Below are 19,400 nucleotides of genomic sequence, written 5' to 3' on the forward strand. Positions count from 1 at the left end.
AAATTGCAATTTTACTTCCATAATATTGGCTCGTATACTCAAAGAGAACTAAGATCTTAGACATAATTAATTGGAGGTAATAAGAATGACTGCAAAAATTACTGAAAAAATGATATTTAGCCCATCCTTTGACTACATTGATAACGGGGTCGAACATGGTGTGCTTAGTCCCTTTGAAACTAAAGAAGTTATTTTGAAAAAGGGCCAACAAATTGCGCCTGGTTTTAAACCACTAGCATGTGATATTAAAATGTTAAAAGACGTTCCGGTTAAATTACGGGATGGCGTCACAATATATACTGATATTTATTTACCAACTACCGGCGAAAAGGTACCAACATTGATTGCTTGGAGTCCCTACGGTAAAAGTGCCGGCACCGCGCCACGCTATGTTAATTTATTCAATATGCTAGGTATGGGCGAAAAATGGAATTCAGGTTTAACTAAATTTGAAGCACCAGATCCAGCTTACTGGGTGCAACATGGTTATGCGGTCTGCAATCCTGATATGCGGGGAATCGCGCATAGTGAAGGTAATACGACTATGCTTGGTTCTCAAGAAGCTGAAGATGGTTACGACTTAATTGAATGGTTAGCTGCTCAATCATGGTCTAACGGTAAAACTGCCTTGACTGGTACATCATACTTGGCTTTCTCACAATGGTACATTGCTGCGGCTAAGCCACCGCATTTGACTTGTATCAACCCAACTGAAGGCTTGGCTGATGGTTACCGTGATTTAGCTTATATTGGCGGCATTCCTGACGAAAACTTTATTGAACGGTTGGCAGTTAACCATGTTAGTGCAACTGGTGGAAAACGGGAAGACTTGACCAAGGAATTACGGGCTGAACCTTTAGCAACTGCTGATATTTGGCAAGATAAAATAGCCCATCCTGACGAAATCACTGTACCTGCCTTTGTGATTGCTAGCTATTCCAATACCTTGCACACTATGGGGACTTTCCGGTCATGGCGGACATTGGGTTCGAAAGAAAAATGGTTACGAATCCATGATCGTCAAGAATGGCCATATTACTACGATGAAGCTAACACTGAAGAATTACGGCGTTTCTTTGATTATTACTTGTTAGACAAAGACAATAACTGGCCAGATACGCCTCAGGTTCGCTATTCATTGATTGACTTTGAAGGTCATAATCAAACGGATATTCCCGCTGCAGCTTTCCCACCAGCTGGTAGCCAAAATACGCGTTATTATATGAACGGAATGACACGGGCTTTACAAGCACAACCTGAAGCAAAAGATTTGCCAGTTAAATATGTTGCTGGTGGTCTACCAGGTCGTGCATCATTCCAAATGACTTTTGATAAAGATACTGAATTTGTCGGTTATCCGAAAGCAAAACTCTTCATGGAGGTTGATGGCTACAACGATATGGATGTCTTCGTTTGGCTACAAAAGTTGGATGCTCGCGGTAATGTTTTAAGCGAATTTGTCGTACCTAACCATGGTGCTGCCCTGCAAGACTTCACACAAGAAGGCGCATCAGCACTACGTTATAAGGGTGCTTGGGGTCGTTTACGTGCCTCAATGCGGCACTTAGATGAACAGACCTCAACTGACGAGATTCCTACTTACACCTTTGATCGTGTTGAAAAACTTGAAAAGGGTGAAATTATTTCCTTGGACATCGTCTTAAGCGCTATTGGTTTGTCGTATAAAGCTGGCGAAACTTTGCGTGTTGTCGTTAGCTCGAAAGATGAACTTGGTGGGGTTATGCCAGGAACACCAGGTGGCGAAGTTGATAATAAAGGCGTGCACATTCTCCATACTGGTGGCAAATATGCCTCATACCTGCAATTACCATTAATGACAACACAGAGTGTTAAAAAAAGCGTTTAGATTTTGAGCACTAGCTGAGTAGGGCAATAAGTAGCACGCAGTGATACGTTTGACCTGCGTAGCTAGGCGCAGAAATCTGCTTTTTTAGCACGTTTACACCAAATAAATTGTTCCGAATTAATATGTTTACAGTAACTTTGTGCTAAAGTTACTGTAAACATATTTTTTTGAATGGAGCTATATTTATGAAGCTATCGACGTTAAAATATTTTGTTGAAGTCGCCACGGAGAAAAGCTTTACTAAGGCTTCAGCAAAACTTTTTGTTTCACAACCCACGCTAAGTCGGCGTATCCAAGAGCTAGAAACTGAATTAGGGGTGCCGCTATTTATTCGTCAAAGCCATGACTTAAAATTATCTAGTGCAGGAGAAAAATTTCTCATTGAAACTACTGATGTTTTACAGCGGGTCGATCATTTAGCCCATATGTTTGATAAGCAGAAAAATACGACTGAAACAGCCGTTATTTTAAAAATTGGTTATTTGCCTAATTTCAATATGGGCAGTATGTATGAAATTCTTGATCAATTTAAGGCAGCGCATCCAGACGTGCAATTTATAATGAAACAGGCGGCACCAATGGCTCTAGTTGATGGACTAGCTGACGGTCGTTATGATCTAGCTTTTGGGTTAGATACTTATTTTCAAGCTAGTCAGCATATTGACCAGACGCTTTTCATGGAAAATCATTTGCAGATTGCCTTGCCGATCCAGCATCGGCTAAGTCATCAACGTAAATTACACTTTGCGGATCTAAGCAAAGAGATATTTATTTTGCTTGAACGCCAGCAATCTCCGGTAATCGTTGATTATGTGATCAACCAGGGTTTGCAAAATGGCTTTAACTTAAAGGCTAACTTTTATGTTAAAGACCTTGATGAGGGCCTATCGATGGTTTCGGTTGGTAAGGGCTTGGCTTTCTTGTATTCAGGCATGAACGATGGGACTTTAGCTGAAAAATACCATATCAAAATTAGCGACTTAGTAGATGTTAGTCATGATCAAAATATTGTTAGCGCGATTAATAAGAACAGTCAGAATCCGTGTTTGCGCGAATTATATACATTTATCAAAAATAGTGCGCCAGTGCAATGAAAGCCGGTGCACATTATAAACTATCGTGCGCGGTAAAATAAAACATTTACGATATCCCATAATAATTGACAGCTGAAACATCATAGCTGTCAATAGTTATGGGATATTTGTTTGCTTAGATTTAAGTGGCTGATTACTTTACTAGGCAAAAAATATATTTTTCAAAATTATAACATTGCTCAGGTGTGGATCTTAATTAATTTTCATTAGTTTAAAGTAGTATGATTTTAACTGCAACGTTGGTATCTAAATGATGGCAGCACTTTAATAGGCATACCATATTAATAAATAAGAAAAACGATTTATTTTGTTAGGGATACCTAATAAAGTATTTAAATTTTTTAATTTAAGCGCTATAATGGATTTGGTCAAGTAAGTTGGTGGCCAGAAAGGTGTGAAGTAGTATGGCGGAAAACGAAACAACACCGCGTAAACATAAATTAATTGAATACGCGAATGGGCCTTCGCTTGAGGAGATTAATGGGACGGTTGAGGTGCCAAAAGGAAAGGGATTTCTGAAAACTTTATTTATGTATTCTGGTCCAGGTGCATTAGTTGCGGTTGGTTACATGGATCCTGGTAATTGGTCAACCTCGATTACCGGCGGGCAAAATTTTCAATATTTGTTAATGTCTGTTATCTTGATGTCAAGTTTGATTGCGATGCTTTTACAATACATGGCAGCTAAACTTGGCATCGTGAGTCAGATGGATTTAGCCCAAGCAATTCGCGCTCGTACCAGCAAAGCACTCGGCGTTGTTTTATGGTTGTTGACGGAATTAGCAATTATGGCGACTGATATTGCTGAGGTTATTGGGGCAGCCATTGCTTTATATTTACTGTTTCATATTCCGTTGATGATTGCAGTGTTCGTTACTGTTTTAGACGTTTTGTTATTGCTATTATTAACTAAAATTGGCTTCCGTAAAATTGAAGCAATCGTTGTTTGCTTGATTTTAGTTATTTTATTGGTTTTTGTTTACCAAGTTGCCCTATCTAATCCAGATTGGGGTGGTATTTTTGCAGGCTTGATTCCTAGAGCTAAAACTTTTTCTAGTGCAAAATCAATCGGCGGTCATTCGCCACTGACTGGTGCATTAGGGATTATTGGCGCGACAGTGATGCCGCATAACTTGTACTTACATTCAGCAATTTCACAGACACGCAAAACTGATCATAGTGACGAGGAAGATGTGGCGCGCACAGTTCGCTTTGCTAGCTGGGATTCAAATATTCAGTTAACGGCTGCTTTCTTTGTTAATGCGTTGCTACTGATTATGGGGGTGGCCGTTTTCAAAAATGGCGCGGTTAAGGATCCTTCATTTTTCGGCTTATTTCAAGCGTTATCGAATACTGCAACGTTAAGTAACGGGTTGTTAATTAGTGTTGCTCGTTCTGGAATTTTGTCGACCTTATTTGCCGTTGCCTTACTTGCTTCAGGGCAAAATGCAACAATTACTGGGACTTTAACTGGTCAAGTTATTATGGAAGGTTTTGTTCATTTACGGATGCCATTATGGCTACGGCGTTTGGTTACGCGGGTGATCTCAGTGATTCCAGTTTTGATCTGCGTTATGATGACCAGCGGTAAAAGTGCAATCGATGAACATACAGCGTTAAATACTTTAATGAATAATTCACAGGTCTTTTTGGCCTTTGCATTACCGTTTTCCATGTTGCCGTTATTGATGATGACGGATAGTACAGTTGAAATGGGGCAACGGTTCAAAAATTCATTATGGGTCAAAGTACTGGGGTGGATCTCAGTTATTGGATTGACCTATCTAAATCTGATTGGTTTGCCTGGACAGATTGAAGGCTTCTTTGGCACTGGCGCGACTAAACAGGAGTTATTATTAGCCGATAATATTGCTTATATTTTGATTGTGATCGTATTGGCGCTATTGATCTGGACTGTTTATGAACTATACCGCGGCAATAAAAGGTTTGCGACTAAAATGACTGCGGCTACAAATTAATAAGACGAGGGTGTGAGCTGATGAAATTTTCACGGATTTTAGTGGGTGTTGATGATTCCCAAGATGCTTTATTAGCATTTAAATATGCCGTTGACCAAGCAAAACAAGATCAAGCTGAACTAGTGATTGTTTCCATCTTAGAAAATGAGGAAATGAATGTGTATCAGGCCTTGAGCAAAGATTATGTTCATGGTGAGCGGTCTGAATTAGAACAGCATGTACTAGATTATCAGCGCCAAGCACGTAAAGCTGGCGTGGAAACGGTCAGAACGATTGTTTCCGAAGGTGAACCAGGTGAAGTTATTGTGAAAGATATTATTCCACGTGTTAAGCCTGATTTATTGATTATTGGTTCAGAATCAAAGCATGGGTTAGCACAACATTTTGGTAGTCAAGCAGCTTATATGGCCAAATACGCACCCATTTCAGTATTAGTTATTCGTTAAATGAGTATGAAAATAAACACTATTTATTGAAAATCTTTGATGATTTTCAGTAAGTAGTGTTCATTTTTTTTACTTTATTTATTGCGCTGCTCTATTTTGTGTTCCTTTAATTGTTCTAGCAGGCTTAGCATGGATTCAATTTTGATCTCGCTGTTGCCTAGTCAATTAGTGACTGTGCTTTTGATACGGCTGCTTTATTTCAACTTCAATAGACTTTCAATATTACCATGCGCAATCTTCTCTTTATCTGTTGCGGCAATATTGGTGTTAGCTAGGAAGTCGCGGGCATTGTCTTTAACGTAAGGGTAGTCTTGCGCCCATAAGACGTGATCAGCACCCATTTCAGTAAGGACAAGTTGCATTTGGGGCCAAGTGTACATGCCACTAGGCGTGATGTACACATTCTTCTTGTAATAGTAGGAAACTGGATGGGCCAATGGATTACCAACAACTGGGGTGGTGGCTTCATCTAAGCATTCGAGGAAGTGAGGGACAAATTCGCCCCAATGGCCAGAAATTAATTTTAAGTTAGGTAACTTGTCAAACAGGCCAGATAAAATCAAGCGAGTGACGTGTAGCCCAGCTTCCATGTGCCAACCCCAACCTGGCGTTGCCATGATTGCGTTAAAGCCGATTGGATTCATAGCGCTATAATAATTTTTGCGAATTGTTTCTGAAGGCATTGAGGGATGAATGTACAAAGGGACATCTAATTGTGGGTAGGTGGTATAAATATTTAGTCCAAGCAACGTCTACTGTAAATGGTGATGATGTTTGGATCAACAGCAAGCTGCATCACGCTTGGTGCGACTTTTGGGTTACTAAAAATTTTAGCTAGTACTCGTCGAATCCAGTTGGAATATCACTGAGTTGCCAAGTTTTATTGTTGATTCGTTATCTGCATATGATTTTGAAACCTGTTGTAACTATAAATATACAACTCAAAATTCTAAGTAGGAACCGATTTCAGTCTATTCTGGCTGGTAAAGCGTTCGCTCAATTCTTGATGCAAAAAAAATTTAGTTTAGCATATTGTATTTTAGCTAAATTCGTCGTATATTTATTGTAAGCGTTTTATTTGGAGACGATAATGATGCGGGCAGTTGTAATTTTAGCACATTGTATTTTAAATCAATCAGTGGTTATTCATGGATGGGAACGGGCAATTGGGGCTTTTCCGTTTGTCAAAACATTACCTAGCGAGCTTAATATTGTCCAGTTACCTTGTCCGGAATTTATGGTTTTAGGACCAAAACGTCCGCCGTTAGAATATGCGGATTACGCAAATTTAACTGGTTTTCGCCAAGCTTGTGATCAGCTATTACGGCCCGTAATAGCTGAACTGAATCAATATGCAACTAATCAAGTAAAGGTTCTTGGTGTAATTGGAATTGCAGAAAGTCCTAATTGCGCGATTCGTGGTCAGCAGGGTGTTTTTATGCAAGAATTTTTCAAGCTGTGTCAGCTAACACAACTGGAAATGCCTTATCTGGAAGTACCGGTGGATTATCCTGATATGACACAAATTTTTATGGCTCAATTAAGTCAGTTTTTGGAGGAGAAGTAGCATGCAAATACATAGTCGAACTAGAATCATTGCTTATTGTGCAATCGCCGCAGTAATTAACTTGGTATTAGGCGAAGCCGTTGGATTATTGCATATTCCTTTACTTTTTTTGGATACTTTAGGCACTATTTATATTGCCGCTAATTTTGGTATTGGTTGGGGCGCTATGACCGGATTTTTGTCGAATGTGTTAATGGTACCATTTAGCGGTATTATGGAATTACCTTTTGCAATTGTTAGTATTGCGGTTGCTATCGTGGTTGGTTTGTTTTCAAAAGGTAAGGGTTTCACATTAAGTAAAGCAATTATTGCCGGTTTAATTTTGGCTTTCGTGGCGCCAGCAATTGGTACACCAATTCGTTTATGGTTGTATGGCGGCTTCACAGGTTCTGGTACTGATTTATTAATTTTCACTTTAAAAGCTAGTGGTAAATCAATGATTTCTGCAACATTTATGGGGACAGTTGTAGGTAACTTTGTAGATAAGATCCTATCGTGTGTAGTTATTTCTGTATTACAAACGAAACCAAGATTCCAAACTATTTTACATCGCGGTTAAAACTTAAGTATAATTTTTAGAAAATATTAAGCTATGTTACCACTACTTTCAGTTGGTAATGTGGCTTTTTATCTCGTTATATTTAAAGAGTTGGCTCATTACATTAAAATGGATTATGTCCGTTGGTAAAACAAATAAATTTAACATAAAAAAGCCTGGTACCTGTCGAACACAGGTATCAAGCTAAGGTAATTCGTCTAAATTGCTATTATTTAACTTCTTTGTTGCATCACTTAAGCTAGTTGGAAAAATTTTTATTGCCATAATTTAAGTACGCGCCCGAAATTTGTTGCGGCAATGGGGACAGGTAATTTGAATTTTGCCTTTACCACGGGGAATACGAATACGCTGGTGACAGCTCTTACAATTGAAGAAGCGATACTGCTTACGCTGCTGCCATTCGTGATAGTGGCGACGGACTGGTTTAGTTAACCAATTGGTTCGTTGTTGGAACTTAGTATTCTCAGCGGCACGTTTATAAATTTGACGGGAAAAAATCCGCCAGTAAGCGACTATCAGCAGTAAAATACCTAATAGATTGAGCCAGCTGGTGTGTATAAACATGGTCAAGAAAATCAAGATCAGTCCACCAAACATTAAAAACTTGTTCAAGCTATCCATGACGCCGTAACGTCCACGCATAAAGTTGGCAACCTTATAAAGCCATTTTGGTGGTTGTTTCACTCGTATCTGCCTCCTTTATAATTGATGTTATTCATTATGCCAAATCACTGCTAGAAAATCATCGGGCAAAGGATGGAGAATGGCGAATAATTGGTATTTTTAGCTTGAATGACTACTTTAGTTGGTAAGCACTTTTCCATCAGGTGATATTGCTTTACGTCTTTAATCACGCCCCGCTAAAGCGCGGGTTGGCTTGGCGCGTGTCAAAGTTGGTTTGCAGTGCTTGGGCAGCGGTGATTACTTTAGGTGGAACCGTGACATGAACGAGATAGTTTTTGCCAGCGGGACCGTAGCCGGTTGCAGTATCAGCTAAGCGGCTGATTTCACCTAAAAGTAGCGTGGTGTATTTAGTGACCGACCACATACCCGTTGGTGTTTGGGCGTAAGTCAGGGTGTTATGGTCAGCGCAGACGGTTACCTGGTAGGCGGCATAATTGATCAATTCAACATCGGGAGCAACGTGTTGTCGCATGGTGGCAGTCATTCGTAATTGCATGGTGGCGTCTTGGCAGAGAATTAGCGACTTATAGGTGATTTTTTTGGTGGCTAATAGCGCTAATAAATTGGTGACGTTATTACCGCAATTAGTTGACGCCGTTTCTAAATAGTCGACGGTTAGGTGATCGCGTTGCTTGAGTAATTGCGCGAATAATGCTGCTTCATTATTAGCAGTAAAATTAATTTCTGGATATAACTTTTGTGCTTGCTGAAATAAGGCCGCAGTAGTGTGACCGTAGCCGCCGACAATCACATAATATTTAGCAACGTGCTGACGAATTGCAGTCGCTAGTGTGGTTACGCCAGCTAGGATGCTGCCGCCAAATAAGACGAAGACGTCGGCTTGGTTGTAACCATATTGTTGGCGTAGCGCTGCTTGGCTTAATTCAGTCAGATCGCGGCGGCCACAGAATTGGCCTAAAAGATTGATTTGTGTGGCAATTTTTTGCATCGTGCACCTCTTGCAGTAGATTCGTGAGCGCAATTAATTAGTTAGTTTTTACTAATATTGCTATAGCTTCACTTTAACATGAAATTTTAGCAAACTGAAGGGGAACGTATAATTAATTAAAACGGATACACCATCCCTAATTAAAGGTTATCAGCACGGTAAAACTACGCAAATTAGCCACTAAACATTGTGCTACTTTTCTAAAATTTAAATTAGTATTTAAATTGAAAAAAGGTGATTGAATTACTTGATTTAATTAGCGGCAACGACCATAATAATAATTGAAAATATATCTGTAAGCGATTGAATCACGCAAACTTGTTTCAGCATCACTATCTTTTAGGGAGGTAATTTTATTGGGACAGACTATGTTTGACAAGTTATGGCAGCGACATGTGGTGGCTGGTAAGCCCGGCGAACCACAGTTGCTGTACGTTGATCTCCAATTGATCCATGAGGTAACATCACCACAAGCTTTTGAAGGCTTACGCGAGAATCATCGTCAAGTGCGGCGGCCGGATAAAACGTTTGCTACGCTGGATCATAATGTACCAACAGCGGATATCTTTAACATTCAGGATGTGATCTCGCGTAAACAGATCCAAACGTTGGAAAAAAATACTAAAGAATTTGGTATTCGTTTAGCCGATCTAGGCGATGAAGATCAGGGTATTGTCCACGTGATTGGGCCAGAACTTGGGTTGACGCATCCAGGCATGGTGATTGTCTGCGGTGATTCGCACACTGCCACCCATGGCGCTTTCGGCTCTATTGGTTTTGGGATCGGTACCAGTGAGGTTGAGCATGTGTTAGCCACCCAGACAATTTGGCAACAAAAGCCAAAAAATATGGGTGTGCATGTGCACGGCCAGTTACCTAAGGGCGTATACGCTAAGGATATTATTCTTGGCTTGATTGCGCGTGAAGGGGTGGCCTTTGGGACTGGTTATGCTATCGAGTACTACGGCGATACGATTGAACGCTTGAGTATGGAAGAGCGGATGAGTATCTGTAACATGACCATTGAAGGTGGCGCTAAATACGGTTGTATTCAGCCTGATCAAACTACCTTTGATTATGTTAAGGGGCGTAAATATACGCCTAAAGACTTAGATGCTGCGATTGCCAATTGGCGGACTTTGTTTACCGATAGTACTGCTGATTTTGATACGATCATTGATATTGATGCCAGTCAGTTGGCGCCAATGGTTTCGTGGGGGACTAACCCAGGGATGACCGTAGCAGTGGACGAGGCGTTTCCGCCAGTCAGTGATGAAAATACGCGTAAAGCCTATGATTATATTGACTTAAAGCCAGGGCAAACGGCACCAGAGATACCAATTGAGTACGCCTTTTTCGGTTCGTGTACCAATGGCCGGCTGTCGGATTTACAGGTAGAAGCAGCGATTCTGAAGGGGCATCAGATTGATCCTAAAGTGACGGCGCTAGTGGTTCCTGGCTCGCGGCGTGTCAAACTTGCGGCTGAAGCATTAGGTCTGGATAAGATTTTCAAGGATGCTGGCTGTGACTGGCGTGAACCGGGGTGTTCGGCTTGTTTGGCGATGAACCCTGATAAAGTACCAGCTGGAGTTCATTGTGCGTCCACCACGAATCGTAATTTTGAAGGTCGGCAAGGTGCCGGCGCGCGGACCCATTTGGCAAGTCCGGCGATGGTCGCTTATGCGGCGTTGAATGGGCATTTTATTGACATCAGAAAGGTGGAAGCGTGATGGAGCCAATCAAAACCATTAGCAGTCATATTGTACCCGTGATGGATGATAATATTGATACTGATCAGTTGATTTCCCGTGACTCGCTGAAAGAAGTCGCTAAAGCAAGTTTTGCTGATATGCTTTTTTACGGGCAACGTTATTTAGCTTCTGGCGCTAAAAATCCCGCTTTTCCCTTAAATGATCCGCAACGTGCCGGCGCGCAAATTCTGATCACTGGCCATAATTTCGGTTGTGGTTCAGCTTGGGAACATGCCGCGTGGGCGTTACGCGATTATGGATTTCGTGCAGTAATTGCCAAAGATTTTAATGATATCTTCTATATGAATAGCATTAAAAGTGGGGTGCTACCGATTGAACTAACCGATGCACAATGCGAGTTGTTAGCCGCATTACCTGCGACAGCACAGGTTACAGTTGATCTGCCGCAACAAACGGTGACCAGCGCGGGGCAGACATTTAAGTTTAAAATTGATCCGCTGTGGAAGTCTAAATTGGCGACGGGAACCAGTGATATTGAGCTGACGAGTGAATTTAACACGCAGATCGATCAGTTTGAACAGGATAATAATTGATTTTTTAGCAACTAATTGCCTTGTTGGTGATCAGTTTCTTTTTTGGCGGTTAAAAATAATTAACTTTTTCGGCCAAACTTAACCGCGGTCAAGTTTTGTGTATTTCTTTTCAGTTATGCTTAGTTCATCAAATGAAAGAGGGCATCCATTATGACAACTAAAGCAGATTTTATTACGACTGAATTTCCGAAATTAAATTTCTATACTAGCCAAATTCTCAAGGTGCATGGCGCTCATCATCCTGAGCTGGGCACAGTACGTGAACTATTTGTGGACATTGCTACTAAAATTGACGCTGATCCAGAGGCTGACCTTACCGCTGAGTTAGGGCAATTAGCGGTGGTAACCGATAATTATACGGTGCCAGCAGATGGTTGCGAAGCTTATCAAGCAACTTATGAATTACTGGCTGATTTTCAACAAATTGCTTAACGCAAATAAAAACTAGGCCGCCTGTGTGGGCAGCGGTCTAGTTTTTGCGTTTTAGCAGTATTTTATCACGGTTGTTCAGTTGGCGGCGCGGCTTTGAGTTCGGCTAAAGCGAGTTCGTCGGTAGTCGGTTTACGCGCTTTATTTGGCGCCACTCCTTTAAGCAACATTTCGGTCCATTCCGCGGTGTAAGGACGAATGCGTTCATAGATTCGGGGACTAGAAATGCCTTCGATCAGGGCATCAAAGTAGAGCATTAAAAATTCGTCGGAATATTTTAAATCGACGGCGCCTTCTTTACGGCCACGGTGGAAAAGATCCAGCATTAAGTTAAGTGATTCGGCCGTATAGACCTGATTAAGGCGGGATAATTCGCTATCTTCTTTTTCCGTGAGGTAGGTCATTAAGTCAATATAAAATTGCTGCTTCACAGTGTCTAGCAGGCGCATCTTATTTTGGCTTAGTGCGATAAAAGTTTCGGTAAATGATTTATTCTGGGCGATCAGTGCCCTAGCTTCACGATACAGTCGTTCGATAAATTGTTTAAAGATTTCATGGATCAATTGTTCTTTGGTGCCAAAGTATTTGAAAATAGTGGCTTTACTGACGTTGGCCTGGGTGGCGATGGCATTGATCGTTAAGTCAGCGACACCAGTTTTGGTGTTCATTAAGGTAAAAGTGGCGGTGAGAATCTGCTGCTTTTTTTGTTGCGCGCGTTTTTCAAATCCATTCATAGGAACCGCCCTTTCTTGATGAAAATAGTTTTTAAAACTATTTTTAGTTCATAACTACTCTATTGATCATTATATATATCTACTTATAAACCGGCAAGCCTGAAAGAGTCTTTTTTTATTTATAAATTTTAGTTGACTATTGCTGCTGACGGCTATATTATTGACCCATCAACCGGAAGATAGTTTAAAAAATTAAAATTATAGCTAAGTTATAAACTATATTATTTTAAATAGTTTATAACTATAAAGGAGCGTGGTCTAAATGGCGGCTATTATTGAGGCTCAGGGGTTACAGAAGCATTTTGGTAAGTTTCAGGCGTTACGCGACATTAGTTTTACCGTCAATGCTGGGGAAGTCGTCGGTTTTATCGGGCCTAATGGTGCCGGTAAATCGACAACGATCCGCGTATTACTAGGAATTATTCGTGGTGATGGTGGGCAGGCCACTATCTTTGGCCGCAATGTGTGGCAAGAGCGCTTAGCGATTCATCCGCGAGTTGCCTACGTGCCAGGGGATGTTGCGCTATGGGGAAATTTGACCGGCGGCGAGATCATTGATCTGTTCATTAAATTGCATGGCGGCGGTGATAAGACCAAGCGTGACGAGCTGATCAAAAAGTTTGAACTCGATCCGCGGAAAAAGGCTAAAAGTTATTCGAAGGGGAATCGGCAAAAGGTAGGCTTGATTGCGGCACTTTCAGTACCGGCTGATCTGTATATTTTCGATGAACCAACTTCAGGGCTTGATCCATTGATGGAAATGGTCTTTCAAGAAGAAGTTGAGCAGATCAAGGCCGCTGGCAAGGCAATCTTGTTATCATCACATATTCTTAGTGAAGTTGAACGGCTTGCCGATAAGGTGGCCATTATTCGGCAAGGTAAAATTGTCGAAACGGGGACGTTAGATGAATTACGGCATTTGACCCGCTCAACAGTACGATTAGTGGCAGAACAAGATCCGCATGATTTGGCGACGCTTAGGGGTGTTTATGATTTCACGCAAAAGGGTGCGCAAGTCACTTTTTCAGTGGATAATTCGGCGCTGAACACGGTGTTGCGTGCAGTAACTACGTTAGGCGTGAAAAAATTTGAAGTGGTTCCGCCAACGTTGGAAGATCTGTTCATGCGGCACTATGAGGATTGAAGTGGGAGGTGAAGTTGATGAATGAAAAGTTTGCGCTGTGGACGGTATTGTTGCGCCAATATTTGAAGCGTGATTGGCGTAAAATTGTGATCTGGGTGTTGGGACTGGGATTATTTGCCAGTGCTTATGTGCCGGCATTTAAGGAAATCGCTAAGGGTAGCGGGTTGCCTACGATGTACACGACTATGAAAAATCCAGCGATGATCTCAATTGTTGGACCGACGCCAATAAAAAATGCTGCGGACTACACGATTGGTGCCATGTATGGGCAAGAAATGTTGCTGTTTTGTGGGTTATTTGCCATGATTGTGGCCGCTTTACATGTGGTCGGTCATACACGTAAGGAAGAGGATTTCGGTTTAACCGAGTTGGTCCAGTCATTTCGCGTCGGCCGGCAAGCCAATTCTTTAGCGGTCATTGTGGAAACCATTTTTATTAATCTTTTGTTAGCGCTATTAACTGCTGGTGTGATGGTTAGTTTCAGGGTTGCTTCAATTTCGCTGCCGGGAGCGCTACTGTTTGGCGGCGCATTGGGTTTAGCCGGTATTCTTGGTGCGGCGTTGGCGTTATTATTTGCCCAAATTATGCCGACTTCTGGTGGCGCGAGTGGGGCAACGCTAGGGTTGGTCGGTCTATTGTATGTGGTGCGCGCGGGAACTGATGTGTCCAATGTGACATGGTCATGGTTCAATCCGCTGGGCTGGTTATATTTGACCTTTCCGTTCACCGATAACAATTGGGCGCCCTTAGTTTATGGGCTGTTAGTCAGTTTAGTGCTAGTCGTAGTGGCATTTGTACTAGAGGGACGGCGGGATGTTGGCGTCGGTTATTTACCTGAGCGTGCCGGCCGCGCCACAGCTAAGTCTGGCTTATTGTCGGTGCCTGGCCTGTTTTTGCGATTAAATCGGGGTACGATCATCAGCTGGATGGTGGCTTTAGTGTTGCTGGGGATGGCGTATGGGTCAATTTATGGCGATATGCAGTCATTCTTGGAGAGTAATGCGCTAATGAAGCAGATGTTTGCGGCCACCCATACGTCGATCGAGGCGTCATTCACCAGTACGATCATCGTCGTGTTAGTCGATTTGGCGGCAATTTTACCGATTGCCATCGTCAACAAATTATTTACTGAAGAAACGCGCTTGCATCTGAGTCAATTATATGTAACCAAGGTGAGTCGGCGTAAACTATATTGGACTAACGTGAGTTTAGCGCTGGTAGCTGGTGTGCTGGGCGTAGCGTTAGCGGCTGGTAGCTTAGGTGCGACCGCCTTAGCCGCAATTGGCGCTACTTCCAAAATGACCTTGTTTGACTTCTTGGCGGCTGGCTTTAGCGGTTGGCCAGTGGTGTTATTTGTTACTGGTTTAGCGGCGTTAGCACTAGGTTGGGCGCCGCGACTCGGTAAAATTGCTTACCTCTATTTAGGCTATTCGTTTGCACTAAACTATTTTGGTGGTATTTTAAACTTGCCAGATTGGTTCACGAAAACGGCCGTCCAAACTTGGTTGCCGCGGTTACCCGTTGCACAATTTAATGGGCCTACCTTTGCGACGATTACCGTGCTGGGCATCGTGTTGCTCGTGCTAGGCGATCTTGGCTACCAACGCCGCGATTTAATTTAAGGTGCAGAAGCTACCATTAAGGACAATCAAGCCGTAAAGTAAATATGCGGCCGACCGAGTTAGGTGGAAGCAGTAACATCATGTTATCCGGACCGGCTAAGGCTATGACGTTACTTTATTGTGCACAATTGTGATTGACGGTACACTAAAAATGAATTACTGGCGCGCGGCGCAACCGATTGTTTGTTATTTTACAAATATTTACGACATATTTTGTCATTTCTTAAGCAACGTTGCATGGTATTCGACAGCTAACTATGTCATAATAACAATTGCGTTGAACTATCTAAACGTTAGATGGAGCGAGAAAACAGTGACAGAGTGTATCATTAATATTACCCGCATCACCCAATTACTGTTCGATGAGTCGATTCAGTTACAAGCAATCAGCAGTTTAGCTGGCGTGCGGGCCGGTACGGTAGCGAGTTACCAGCGTAAAGCCAAGCCGATGAGCGAGATGCCATTAGGTTTGGCCCAAGCGCTAAGTAAAGTGGCAGAGTCCGCGTCGACATTGGCTTATGCACGGCAGTTATCGACACTAACACCGAAGAAAATAGATGCAGAAGTCCAGCGGAAAAGGTTGGCAAATGAATTACAACAACAAATCAAGCAACAAAAGCGCGTACCAAAATCAACTGAATTTCGTAACTATCATTTAGTCGTGGTACATTTTGGCTCGTGGCATAATTTCTTGATCAGCCAAGGTATTGAAGATTCACTGGTGAAAAAGCCACGACAGTCTACCACTACCAAGGAAAAAATGATTGCAGCTTACATTGAACAGGCTAGCGATTTAGGGCATTTACCGAAATCCTATGAATTCCGGCACTATGCTTCAGCTAAGCGTTTGTTTGGCTCGTGGGCAGCATTTATGGCGGCAATTAAAATTCAATAATATCACAAAGGAGCAACTCAGCAGATCGTTATGCTGGGTTGCTCCTTTGTTTTAAGCAGTTTGGTTAGGTTCCACGCGATTTTTCAATAGGAAAATGTTGATCGCGGAGAAAACAATGATTAAGACGGCGCAGACACCACTCAGGCTGTACATGCTGGCAGTAACGCCAGTCGCCATTTGGCCGCTATACAGTGGAACCAGTAGCTTTTCTAATAAGTCGCCGGCTAGAGACATGATCTTCAACACGATCATGGCGACGATAATATAGAAAACGGTGATAATAAAGCGGGAGCGGACAACCGGCAACCAAGTACTGATGGTGCGGCCTAATAAGTGGATCAAGGAAATTAGCGCCCAACCGTACAAGACGAGTGCTAACAAGGTGATCACACCACTGACAAAATAGGTCCAGCTGCTGGCGGATAAGTTGATGTCGCCTAATTGATTCAGTAGGGTCAAGCTGCTAAGACCAAGCAGTAGCACTTGGATAAGCAGAAAATATAAAAAGCTTAGTGCAGTTGAGCAAAGATTAGCTAAATATAACTTGAAGTCAGTTGTTGGCAGTAGCCGGTAAGTATTGCTGGTCCAGACTTGCTCGGTATTGCGCGCCAATAAAATAAAGAGAATTAAACCAGCTAAAAAGCCAAATGTTCCCATAAAGCCAGCGGGTGCGGCAACTTGGTAGGTTTGATGAAACAGTAAGTTGACCACAGCAATAATGGCGCCAATCAGTTGTAGGCCGACAACCATGTAGACACTGCGGCTTTTCTTTTTAAATAAATTGAACAAAAGTGGCCAGAATTTAGTCATGTTGTTCGCCTCCAGTATAAATATTTTCGTAATAGTCTTCGATACTTTGGCCTTGTTGGCGAATCGTATCAGCTTGTGCGGTGGCCACTACTTTTTGATCTTTGAGTACAATGACAGCGTCTAATAAGTTGGCAATATCATCGACGTGGTGATCACTGATCAAGATCGTTGCATCGTCGGGCTTCCATTTAAGAATGCTGGCGATAATTTTCTTCCGGCTCATGCCATCAATACCATCAAACGGTTCATCTAATAGGTACAAAGGCACTTGGCGGGCCAAGGTCAAGGCGATAACAAATTTTTTGCGGTTACCTTTGGACAATTGGCCGAGGCGCTTTTTGCTGTCCAATTCGAGAAAATCGGCCAATTGTTGGTAGGCGGATTGATCAAAATCTGGGTACAGCGTCTGATAGTCGTGGACAATTTGGCCTAAATGGGCGCGATTGTTGGCACCGTCCAATTGATGACTAAAGCTGACGAGGCGTTTGCGGTCCGCCGCGCGGGTCTCGCCGTTAATGGCGACGCTGCCGTGATAACCTTGCGCAATGCCACTGATGATACGCATCAGGGTTGTTTTGCCGGCGCCGTTTGCTCCGAGTAAGCCGACGATGCTGCCAGTGGGAACGGTACAACTGACGGTGGTCAAAATACTGGCTAAATTTAATTTATAAGTCACGTTTTTAATGTTTAGAAGTTCAGTCATGTTGGTCATCCTTTCGCTGGTCAATATAGATTTGAAGCTGTTGAACCATGGTTGCTGGTGGAATGTTTAACGCGGCCAAATTGTCATAAAGCTGGTCAAATTCGCTGGTAATGACTTGTTGCTTTAGCGCCGTTAGAATAGTTTGATCGGTAGTGACAAAGTTGCCCTTACCGCGCTGTGGTATGATCACGTTTTCCTTGATCAGTTCGCTTAATGCGCGCTGGATCGTATTCACGTTGACGGTTAGGGTTACCGCTAATTGGCGAATCGTCGGTAGCTGGTGGCCAGCAGTCAGGTGACCGACGATGATCTCACGGTAAACATATTGCTTGATCTGATAATAAATTGGTACCTTATCATTAAATTGCATGGTAAGCCTCCTAACTTGCGTCTGCTGGGGATTTATATTTTGCTTAAGTTGTTTACGGTGTACTGGTTTTGACCAGTACTGCCGGTGCGCTAGTCAAATTCTGCATAGCCGCAGGGTTAAGTAGCACCTGTGTCTTGATCAAGTGTATTAGCTTTCTATTACACTATAATGCTAGTGCACCTGATTGGCAAGTTTTTTATTTGGTGGCGGACTAGCTTTTTTAAAGTGATGACCTATTTTTTAGCGTATATTAAGACTATAGACTAATCTAGATTGAAAGGAGGCAGAAAACGATGCGGGCTAAACAGCAAGTTAAGGTGACACAAATGTTGGATCAAATCAGCGCGGCGTATGGGGATGCGGTGGTTAAACAGCAGCCAGCGTTGCAACAAATTTTATTAAAAGCGGCGACCCAGTTGGATAAAACCGGTGACTATCAATTAGTGGCGGCTAAATTATGCAAGGCACTTGCGCTGTACTATTGGCAGCACCAGCAGGATTTTCCCGCCGCAGCGGTGGTATTGCAGCAACAAATAAAAGGGCTAGCGCTTAAATATGATGCTACTGCCGCAGCGGCAATGTTGTTGCCAATCTGGTTTTGACAGAAAATATTGCGGTAAGTTAGGCATTTTTGCGGCTAAAGTACGTAGTTAATTGTATTCTAATTGTTATTAAAATATTTTATAGACTTATTTTGTGGACTAATTTTATCTAGACCAATTTTGATGTAACCGATTCAGCTGTTGGTGAACCAATTTACTAACATTAGGCCACTGATGAATTTCAGGAATCACCTGGTTTGGTAACGCTCACTGACGCTTGACCTAGCCAATTTTTGTGTTATATTGTTTCCGTTAAAGGACGAGGGAGGCCAAAAGATAATATGCAAGAAACTGATGCACTGTTGAATCACCTAGCCATCAATACCGTTGTCACCTACTTGTGTCGGCAACATCAGCGGGATCCGCTTGCAGCCATTGCTAAATTGATCATAACCGTTGCGGCTTATCGTGGTGAAAAATACATTGACGACCGTGACTTATATCAAGCAGCGGTTTGTTTTTCCGATTTGAACACGAAAGAACGGCACGCGGTAACGGAGCAGTATTTTGCTTATTTGAAAAAAGCCCAGTCGCAAGGTAAGCCGGATGAACACCATTGTTCGACTCCAGGGATAGAGTAGACATTAACTAAATAATCGATTGACTTGGCAAGTTTTCTGATTCAGAGGGCTTGTTTTTTG

Annotated in this window: 21 protein-coding genes; 14 read left to right on the forward strand and 7 right to left on the reverse strand. The window is 42.4% G+C overall.

Translation table 11 applies throughout. From position 1 onward, the window contains the following. The first annotated feature begins 85 nt into the window (after positions 1-85). The 4 genes from EKM80_RS03675 (at position 86) to EKM80_RS03690 (ending at position 5,386) form a co-directional block, all read left to right on the forward strand. On the forward strand, positions 86-1,867 hold the full coding sequence (locus EKM80_RS03675) for a CocE/NonD family hydrolase (RefSeq protein WP_125551772.1): 1,782 nt from the start codon (positions 86-88) through the stop codon (positions 1,865-1,867). A 185-nt stretch (positions 1,868-2,052) separates the two neighbouring features. Then, on the forward strand, positions 2,053-2,961 hold the full coding sequence (locus EKM80_RS03680; protein WP_125551773.1) for a LysR family transcriptional regulator: 909 nt from the start codon (positions 2,053-2,055) through the stop codon (positions 2,959-2,961). A 404-nt stretch (positions 2,962-3,365) separates the two neighbouring features. After that, the gene (locus tag EKM80_RS03685) at positions 3,366-4,940 is read left to right on the forward strand and encodes an Nramp family divalent metal transporter (protein WP_125551774.1); all 1,575 of its coding nucleotides are present in this window, start codon (positions 3,366-3,368) and stop codon (positions 4,938-4,940) included. A gap of 20 nt (positions 4,941-4,960) precedes the next feature. Continuing rightward, positions 4,961-5,386, forward strand: a complete 426-nt coding sequence (locus EKM80_RS03690) for a universal stress protein (RefSeq protein WP_125551775.1) — start codon at positions 4,961-4,963, stop codon at positions 5,384-5,386. A 194-nt stretch (positions 5,387-5,580) separates the two neighbouring features. On the opposite strand, the gene EKM80_RS03695 is transcribed toward EKM80_RS03690, so the two are convergent. Beyond that, positions 5,581-6,135, reverse strand: coding sequence for an amidohydrolase family protein (locus tag EKM80_RS03695; RefSeq protein WP_225418803.1), 555 nt, complete (start codon positions 6,133-6,135; stop codon positions 5,581-5,583). Between the two features lie 344 nt (positions 6,136-6,479). Here EKM80_RS03695 and EKM80_RS03700 point away from each other — a divergent pair, with 344 nt between their 5' ends. Then, complete coding sequence (locus EKM80_RS03700) at positions 6,480-6,953, forward strand: CD3072 family TudS-related putative desulfidase (protein ID WP_125551776.1); 474 nt, start codon at positions 6,480-6,482, stop codon at positions 6,951-6,953. Between the two features lies 1 nt (position 6,954). After that, a complete protein-coding gene (locus EKM80_RS03705) occupies positions 6,955-7,512 on the forward strand; it encodes a CD3073 family putative ECF transporter S component (RefSeq protein ID WP_225418804.1) in 558 nt (185 codons plus the stop codon). Positions 7,513-7,779: 267 nt separating this feature from the next. Here the strand turns inward: EKM80_RS03705 and EKM80_RS03710 are convergent, their stop codons facing one another. Continuing rightward, positions 7,780-8,196 (reverse strand): hypothetical protein, encoded by a 417-nt coding sequence (locus tag EKM80_RS03710; RefSeq protein ID WP_125551777.1) that lies wholly within the window; start codon positions 8,194-8,196, stop codon positions 7,780-7,782. A gap of 166 nt (positions 8,197-8,362) precedes the next feature. Further along, positions 8,363-9,145, reverse strand: a complete 783-nt coding sequence (locus EKM80_RS03715) for an ElyC/SanA/YdcF family protein (RefSeq protein WP_125551778.1) — start codon at positions 9,143-9,145, stop codon at positions 8,363-8,365. Between the two features lie 356 nt (positions 9,146-9,501). Between EKM80_RS03715 and leuC the strand changes: the two genes are divergently transcribed. From leuC to EKM80_RS03730, 3 genes are all read left to right on the forward strand, one after another. Continuing rightward, positions 9,502-10,875 (forward strand): 3-isopropylmalate dehydratase large subunit, encoded by a 1,374-nt coding sequence (gene leuC / locus EKM80_RS03720; protein ID WP_125551779.1) that lies wholly within the window; start codon positions 9,502-9,504, stop codon positions 10,873-10,875. Beyond that, positions 10,875-11,450, forward strand: coding sequence for a 3-isopropylmalate dehydratase small subunit (leuD, locus tag EKM80_RS03725; protein ID WP_125551780.1), 576 nt, complete (start codon positions 10,875-10,877; stop codon positions 11,448-11,450). The genes leuC and leuD overlap by 1 nt, the downstream gene beginning before the upstream one ends. A gap of 150 nt (positions 11,451-11,600) precedes the next feature. Next, positions 11,601-11,882, forward strand: a complete 282-nt coding sequence (locus EKM80_RS03730) for a hypothetical protein (RefSeq protein ID WP_125551781.1) — start codon at positions 11,601-11,603, stop codon at positions 11,880-11,882. A 65-nt stretch (positions 11,883-11,947) separates the two neighbouring features. On the opposite strand, the gene EKM80_RS03735 is transcribed toward EKM80_RS03730, so the two are convergent. Next, positions 11,948-12,613: a TetR/AcrR family transcriptional regulator gene (locus EKM80_RS03735; RefSeq protein WP_125551782.1), complete on the reverse strand. Its 666-nt coding sequence runs from the start codon at positions 12,611-12,613 to the stop codon at positions 11,948-11,950. Between the two features lie 262 nt (positions 12,614-12,875). Here EKM80_RS03735 and EKM80_RS03740 point away from each other — a divergent pair, with 262 nt between their 5' ends. The 3 genes from EKM80_RS03740 to EKM80_RS03750 all read left to right on the forward strand — a co-directional run bounded on the left by EKM80_RS03740 (position 12,876) and on the right by EKM80_RS03750 (position 16,274). Then, positions 12,876-13,757 carry an ABC transporter ATP-binding protein gene (locus tag EKM80_RS03740; protein ID WP_125551783.1) on the forward strand — a complete coding sequence of 294 codons (882 nt, stop codon included), beginning with the start codon at positions 12,876-12,878 and terminating at the stop codon, positions 13,755-13,757. A 17-nt stretch (positions 13,758-13,774) separates the two neighbouring features. Further along, positions 13,775-15,379 (forward strand): ABC transporter permease, encoded by a 1,605-nt coding sequence (locus EKM80_RS03745; protein WP_125551784.1) that lies wholly within the window; start codon positions 13,775-13,777, stop codon positions 15,377-15,379. A 313-nt stretch (positions 15,380-15,692) separates the two neighbouring features. After that, positions 15,693-16,274 (forward strand): homing endonuclease associated repeat-containing protein, encoded by a 582-nt coding sequence (locus EKM80_RS03750; RefSeq protein WP_125551785.1) that lies wholly within the window; start codon positions 15,693-15,695, stop codon positions 16,272-16,274. Positions 16,275-16,325: 51 nt separating this feature from the next. Here EKM80_RS03750 and EKM80_RS03755 read toward each other — a convergent pair whose 3' ends face one another. The 3 genes from EKM80_RS03755 to EKM80_RS03765 are packed head-to-tail and all read right to left on the reverse strand — an operon-like array spanning position 16,326 to position 18,157. Next, positions 16,326-17,084 (reverse strand): ABC transporter permease, encoded by a 759-nt coding sequence (locus EKM80_RS03755; RefSeq protein ID WP_125551786.1) that lies wholly within the window; start codon positions 17,082-17,084, stop codon positions 16,326-16,328. Then, entirely contained in the window at positions 17,077-17,787 is a 711-nt protein-coding gene (locus EKM80_RS03760; RefSeq protein ID WP_125551787.1) for an ATP-binding cassette domain-containing protein, read from the reverse strand. The genes EKM80_RS03755 and EKM80_RS03760 overlap by 8 nt, the downstream gene beginning before the upstream one ends. Next, positions 17,780-18,157, reverse strand: a complete 378-nt coding sequence (locus EKM80_RS03765; RefSeq protein WP_125551788.1) for a GntR family transcriptional regulator — start codon at positions 18,155-18,157, stop codon at positions 17,780-17,782. The genes EKM80_RS03760 and EKM80_RS03765 overlap by 8 nt, the downstream gene beginning before the upstream one ends. Positions 18,158-18,450: 293 nt before the next feature. On the opposite strand from EKM80_RS03765, the gene EKM80_RS03770 reads away from it, so the two are divergent. Continuing rightward, positions 18,451-18,759: a bacteriocin immunity protein gene (locus tag EKM80_RS03770; protein ID WP_125551789.1), complete on the forward strand. Its 309-nt coding sequence runs from the start codon at positions 18,451-18,453 to the stop codon at positions 18,757-18,759. A 281-nt stretch (positions 18,760-19,040) separates the two neighbouring features. Beyond that, a complete protein-coding gene (locus EKM80_RS03775) occupies positions 19,041-19,340 on the forward strand; it encodes a hypothetical protein (protein WP_125551790.1) in 300 nt (99 codons plus the stop codon). Positions 19,341-19,400 lie beyond the last annotated feature (60 nt).

The organism is Loigolactobacillus jiayinensis, from assembly GCF_003946445.1.
GTDB lineage: Bacteria > Bacillota > Bacilli > Lactobacillales > Lactobacillaceae > Loigolactobacillus > Loigolactobacillus jiayinensis.